This window comes from Acidovorax sp. HMWF029, from assembly GCF_003060895.1.
Classification (GTDB): domain Bacteria; phylum Pseudomonadota; class Gammaproteobacteria; order Burkholderiales; family Burkholderiaceae_C; genus Acidovorax.
In genome coordinates this window covers 8,946-14,777 of sequence record NZ_QAIH01000223.1, presented here as the reverse complement: position 1 = coordinate 14,777, position 5,832 = coordinate 8,946, and the positions used below count along the sequence as shown (strand labels likewise).

3 protein-coding genes and 1 pseudogene are annotated in these 5,832 nt (G+C 62.8%); 3 read left to right on the top strand and 1 reads right to left on the bottom strand.

The window, feature by feature from the left end; translation table 11 throughout:
- Nucleotides 1-28: 28 nt before the first annotated feature.
- The 3 genes and pseudogenes from DBR12_RS15665 to DBR12_RS15655 all read left to right on the top strand — a co-directional run.
- Nucleotides 29-880: pseudogene (locus tag DBR12_RS15665) on the top strand (DUF3418 domain-containing protein); the annotation flags it as partial.
- Nucleotides 881-1,283: 403 nt separating this feature from the next.
- Nucleotides 1,284-3,224 carry a lipopolysaccharide assembly protein LapB gene (locus DBR12_RS15660; protein ID WP_199226706.1) on the top strand — a complete coding sequence of 647 codons (1,941 nt, stop codon included), beginning with the start codon at nt 1,284-1,286 and terminating at the stop codon, nt 3,222-3,224.
- 287 nt (nt 3,225-3,511) lie between these two features.
- Complete coding sequence (locus DBR12_RS15655; RefSeq protein ID WP_108618111.1) at nt 3,512-5,197, top strand: long-chain fatty acid--CoA ligase; 1,686 nt, start codon at nt 3,512-3,514, stop codon at nt 5,195-5,197.
- A 135-nt stretch (nt 5,198-5,332) separates the two neighbouring features.
- Here DBR12_RS15655 and DBR12_RS15650 read toward each other — a convergent pair whose 3' ends face one another.
- Nucleotides 5,333-5,707 (bottom strand): PilZ domain-containing protein, encoded by a 375-nt coding sequence (locus DBR12_RS15650; protein WP_108618110.1) that lies wholly within the window; start codon nt 5,705-5,707, stop codon nt 5,333-5,335.
- Between the last annotated feature and the right edge of the window lie 125 nt (nt 5,708-5,832).

Below are 5,832 nucleotides of genomic sequence, written 5' to 3'. Positions count from 1 at the left end.
TCTTTGATCTGCAGCGCAAACAGGCGGCGCAGGCCAGCGCTACAACACCTGGACGTTTGGCGAGCTGCCTGAACTCATGGAGATCAAGAAGGCTGGGCAAACGCTGATCGGCTTTCCGGCCCTCATCGACGGTGGTGACGCCGTCACCATCGAGGTCTTTGACGAGCCCGAGGTGGCCGCCGCCAAGCACCGCGCGGGCCTGCGCCGCCTGTTTGCGCTGCAGATCAAAGATGCGCTCAAGTACCTCGAAAAGAACATCCCCGACCTGCAGAAGATGGCCGTGGCCTATATGCCGCTGGGTACTCAAGAAGAACTGCGCACCCAGATCATCGACGTGGCGCTGGACCGGGCCTTTTTGCTCGACCCGCTGCCCACCGACGAGTACGCCTTCAAGCGCCGCGTGGAAGAGGGCAGGGGCCGCCTCACGCTGATCGCCAACGAGGTCGCCCGCCTGGCAGGCAACATCCTCGTCGAATACGCGGCGGCCGCCCGCAAGATCAAGGACACCAAGAACGCGCCCGAAGCGACAGCAGACGCACTGCAGCAGCTGCAGCGCCTGGTGCCCAAGCAGTTCATCGCCCAGGCGCCCTGGGGCCAGCTGGCGCACTTCCCGCGCTACCTCAAGGCCATCACCCTGCGCCTGGACAAGGTCCGCGCCGACCCCGCCCGCGACGCCGCCAAGCTGGCCGAACTGCGCCCGCAGGAGCAGCGCTACTGGCGCCTGGTGGCTGAGCGCAAGGGCGCGGTGGATGCGCGCATGCAGGAGCTGCGCTGGCTGCTGGAGGAACTGCGCGTGAGCTTCTTTGCGCAGGAGCTGCGCACGCCCCAGCCGGTGAGCGTGAAGCGGCTGGACAAACTGTGGGCGCAGGTGAATAGCTGATGTAAGGGGACGGACGGCAGGCGGGGCTGTGGGCGCTTCAGGTGGCTTTGCAGCGATTGCAGTCATCCAACTTTGACCGTCGAACGCGTACTATCGGCCACTAGGAGGTGTTCGCCGGAGCGAGCCAACACTGAGTAAAGGTCGCCCGCATGTGATGACAAAAGGAGGAGCGGATGGTATTCGGCTTGTTTAGGAAAGACAAAAAGCCGGCGGTCAAGCCAGCCGCACTCGTGCACCCAAGGCTGAGCCTCAATCGGACGATAGGATCATCGTGACGTTCATCAACGCAACAAGAATTGACCCAATGCCAACCTCGAATCTGACACTTTCGGGCGGTTGCGCAGGGACCGCTCCCGTCACTGCGTCGACGGCTGCGGTGGCCTGGCGCAGATCAGCGCAAGTCTTGATCACGACGTTCTTTGCCTGCGTCTTGCCCGACCCGGTCATCGCGGATCAGGTACCTAAAGCGCCACAAGCCGCCTCCCCCTCAACCGCTGCAGAGCTGCGGTCGATCTACGAAGACTATCGGAGGAACTACGTCGCTTTTCGCTTGCTCGAGGCGAAGCAGGATCTCGAACGCTACATTTTCTCGGCCGAGCAAGCGAACGACGCAGGTTCTCAATCCAGCGGAAGGATGCTGCTCGCAGATTTGTTGAAGCGCCAAGGCAACGTAGAGGGGGCGCTCGTCCAGGCAGAGCTAGCGTTAAAGTTTGCACGCAAGTCCGACAGCGCCTTGGTGGAAGCCAACGCCTGGCAAGTGATCGGAGACATACGCGAAAGCAAGGGTGACTTCAAGGCTGCCACCACCGCGCGGGAGCAAGCACTGGTCTTGGCCAAGCGAGCAGGCGACCAGCGTGGAGTGGCCGGCGTGTACAGTGCTTTGGCTCAGCGCGACAAACTCGAAGGTCGGTCCAAAGATGCGGAAGAGCGCTACTTGGAAGCGGCAAAAACGTACCGTGAACTCGGCGACGCTACTGGAGAAAGCACTGCACTGCGTCAACTTGCGGACATCTCGATCGCGCGAGGCCAATATGCCAAAGGACGGGAACAGGCTGAACGCGCCCTGAGCGTGGCGATTGCGGGGAAGGATCGTCAGGCCGAGGCGCATGCTCTTCGCGAACTCGGGTGGCTCGCTGCAGTTGAACGGAAGATCCTGGAAGCCGACACTCGATACGCCGAGGCGCTGGCAGTCTATCTGAACATCGGCGATGCGCAGGGCGAGGCAAACGTTTACTACAGCTGGGGCGAACTTTCCCGCGTCTATACGCAGTCTGGTGAGGGCCGCGAGAGGTACGAGAAGGCGCTTGCAATCTATCAGAGGCTTGGCGATCGTCAAGGGCAGGCTAACGTGCTCAAGGGTGTTGCAGAGTTGAACCGGCTGCTTGGCTTGTCAGGGCCGGCGCGGAAGCAGTACGAACAGGCAGCTGAACTCTTTCACTCGTTGCGAAGTACACAGGGCGAAGCTGATTCGTATCTGGGCATTGGGGAACTGGAGCAAACCCAGAACCACTACCCAGCGGCGCGTGCTAGCTACGGCCGTGCGTTGAAGATCTACCAGGATAGAGATCAACCGGCGGGGCAGGCCAGAGTCCTTCGGTCGATCGCACGACTCGAGGGATCGCGGAACAATCTTCCGGCAGTCGATCGCTCCCTCGCCGAGGCTAAGCGCCTGTCTCAGCAGTCAGGGGATCTTGCTGGCATTGCCAGTGCGCTGGTCCTTTACGGGCACCTTTACAAGATGCAGGGAAAGGTGGATCAAGCCCGCAAGAGCTACGACGAGGCGCGCGCTACTTACGCCAGCGCGGGCCAGGAATTGGGGGAAGCGCAAGCCCTGCGTTACACCGGCCTGCTGTTAGCCGACGCCAGCGATCTCAAGTCTGCACAAGCAGCCTTCGAATCCGCGCTGCCCATCCTGAATCGCAATGGTGACCGACTTGGGGAAGCAAACCTCAAGCGCAGCCTTGCAGGCATCTACGCCAAGCAGGGGCGCGTCGCAGAGGCAAAAGGAATGCTCCTTGAAGCCATTCGAGTAATGCGCATCGCCGGAGCTAGTCGCTCAGAAGCTTCGACTCTCGGTGATCTGGCCAAGTTGCAGTTCGACGAAGGCAATCCGAGAGTCGCACGAGAAACACTGCTAAACGCCTTGCAGATAGCGGAAGGCGCCAAGGACGAAGGCCAGATTGCCGTAGCCAACGAGCTGCTTGGGCAACTTGCTGTGAATACAGGCGACAGATCCGAGGCTCGAGGTCGCTTGCAACGAGCGATGAAGATCTACTCGAACATGGGTCGAGAAGGTGCGGCAAGCGGCGTCAGGGAGGTTCTTGTTGAGCAAGGCATGCTCTAGTGCGAACTCGAAGACGAAAAGTGCCTATCGCAAGCCATACTGCGCAGAGTCAGCTTCCGAGGACACCGGTCGTTGAGCGGTTCGCCAGCGAAGGGCCGCTCTTAGCCTGAATCTGACACCTAACCCCTCCACAACCGTATGCGTTGTCGCGGCACATACGTTCTCGCCTGTGCCGAGCTGCTCTGCGTGGCAGCATGGTCACTTTGGCGACGCAGAACCGGGCCACCCCCATTGCCCGGCCACCGCGCGGCATCTAGGCTAGCGGGCAAAAGGAGACTGTCTGCCCTATGCGTTCGCATCACAAGTTCTGGCCTCGCCGCCTGCCGCATTCCATCACCTTACCCGCCACCTCGCTGTGGGACAACCTGGCCACCAACGCACGGCGCTATCCGGACAAGCCTGCGCTGGTTTTTTTTGGCAGCACCGTGACCTATGCGCAGCTGGCCGCAGGGGCAGAGCGGGTGGCGGCACGGCTGGCTGCGCTGGGTGTGCAGCGCGGCGACCGCGTGGTGCTGTGCATGCAGAACTGCCCGCAGCTGGTGATGGCGCACTTTGCCATCCTGCGGGCCAATGCGGTGGTGGTGCCAGTCAACCCCATGAACCGGGCCGAGGAGCTCAAGCACTACATCACCGACCCCGACACCAAGGTGGCGATCACCACGGGCGACCTGGCTCCGGAGATGGCCAAGGCGAGCAATGCGCTGCACCCGTCGGAGCGCCTGGCGCACCTGGTGGTGACGCAGTTCAGCGATGCGTTCGATGTCAATGTGACGGGCTCCGATGCGCCGCCCGAGGCTTGGGGTGAGTGGCTGGGCACCCGGCATCCGCTGCCAGTGCTGGACGGCGGCCAGGCCCATGCGTGGACGGATGCTGTGGCCTGCACCGATGCCCCACCTGCGCTGGCGGTGGGCCCGCACGACCTGGCGCTGCTGCCCTATACCAGTGGCACCACGGGCCTGCCCAAGGGGTGCATGCACCTGCACAAAAGCATCATGCACAACGCGGTGGCCAGCAGCCTGTGGGGCAATGGCTCGGCCGACAACGTGACGCTGGCCGTGGTGCCCATGTTCCACATCACCGGCATGGTGAGCGTGATGCACACGTCCATTTACTGTGGCGCCACGCTGGTCATCATGCCCCGGTGGGACCGCGACCTGGCCGGGCGTCTGATCTCGCGCTATCGGGTCACCACCTGGACCAACATCCCCACCATGGTCATCGACCTGCTGGGCAGCCCGAACTTTGCCAGCTACGACCTCTCCAGCCTGGCCTATATCGGCGGTGGCGGCGCAGCCATGCCCCAGGCGGTGGCGCAGCGCCTGCTGGAGCAATACGGCCTGCGTTATGCCGAGGGCTACGGCCTGACCGAAACGGCGGCGCCATCGCACGCCAACCCGCCTGACAACCCCAAGCAGCAGTGCCTGGGCGTGCCCTTCATGAGCACCGATGCGCGGGTGATCGACCCCGACACCCTGCAGGAGGTGCCGGTAGGTGAGCAAGGCGAGATCATCATCCACGGCCCCGAGGTGTTCGAGGGCTACTGGAAGCGCCCAGACGCCACCGCTTCGGCGTTCATCGAGTTCGAGGGCAAGCGGTTTTTCCGCTCGGGCGACCTGGGGCGCATGGATGAGGAGGGCTATTTCTTCCTCACCGACCGGCTCAAGCGAATGATCAATGCAAGTGGCTTCAAGGTGTGGCCCGCCGAGGTGGAGGCGCTGATGTTCCGTCACCCGGCGATCCAGGAGGCCTGCATCATCGCCTCCAAGGACAGCTACCGCGGCGAGACGGTGAAGGCGGTGGTGGTGCTGCGCGCAAGCCACCAGGGCACGACCGAGCAGCAGATCATTGACTGGTGTCGCGAGAACATGGCGGTGTACAAGGTGCCGCGCATCGTGCAGTTTGTGGCGGCGCTGCCCAAGAGTGGCAGCGGCAAGGTGATGTGGCGCACGCTGCAGGAGCAGGAATCGGCGTAGCCGTTTCCGCTTTTGTTTCTTTGTCCGCTGGTGTCGCAGCGGCTTGGGCAGCCCTGTGGGGGCTGCACGAGATGTGGTTGGGGCTGCCAGAGGTGCAGCCCTTTGTATTGGAGGGTAGCTTGCGGCAGGGCGGTGTCAGGGCGGTGCCGATGCCATGGTCAGCTCGCCCAGGTCACGCTCCAATAGGGCGGGGTCGCCCAGCTGCAGCTCGATCAGGCGGCGCAGGTGGGTCACGCTGTCCAGGTCGATGCTCCGGCACAGCAGGCCTGTGTGCAGGCCCTGCACATGGGCCACTTCGGTGGACATGGCAATGTGGTTGCCAGTTTCAGCCAGGGGGATGGTGATCTGGCAAAGCGTGCCGGGCTCCAGATCGGCCTGAGCGGGCACCATGATCAGTGCGCCCTTGAGCGAAAGGTCCACCACATGCACGCTGAACGCATCGTGGGAGGTGGTGAGCAGGGCCGGCGCGTCAAAGCCGACGCGGACAAAATGGCGGCGTTCATGGGGCATCGCTGTCTCCTGAGCGGGCGTGGTGGGCACATGCTACTCCAACCCTCGCTCGGTAAGAATGCTTTTGGAGATTTTGGATTGGCTTCGTTACCATGCAGCTTCCGCCATTGACGTATGGAGGCAGG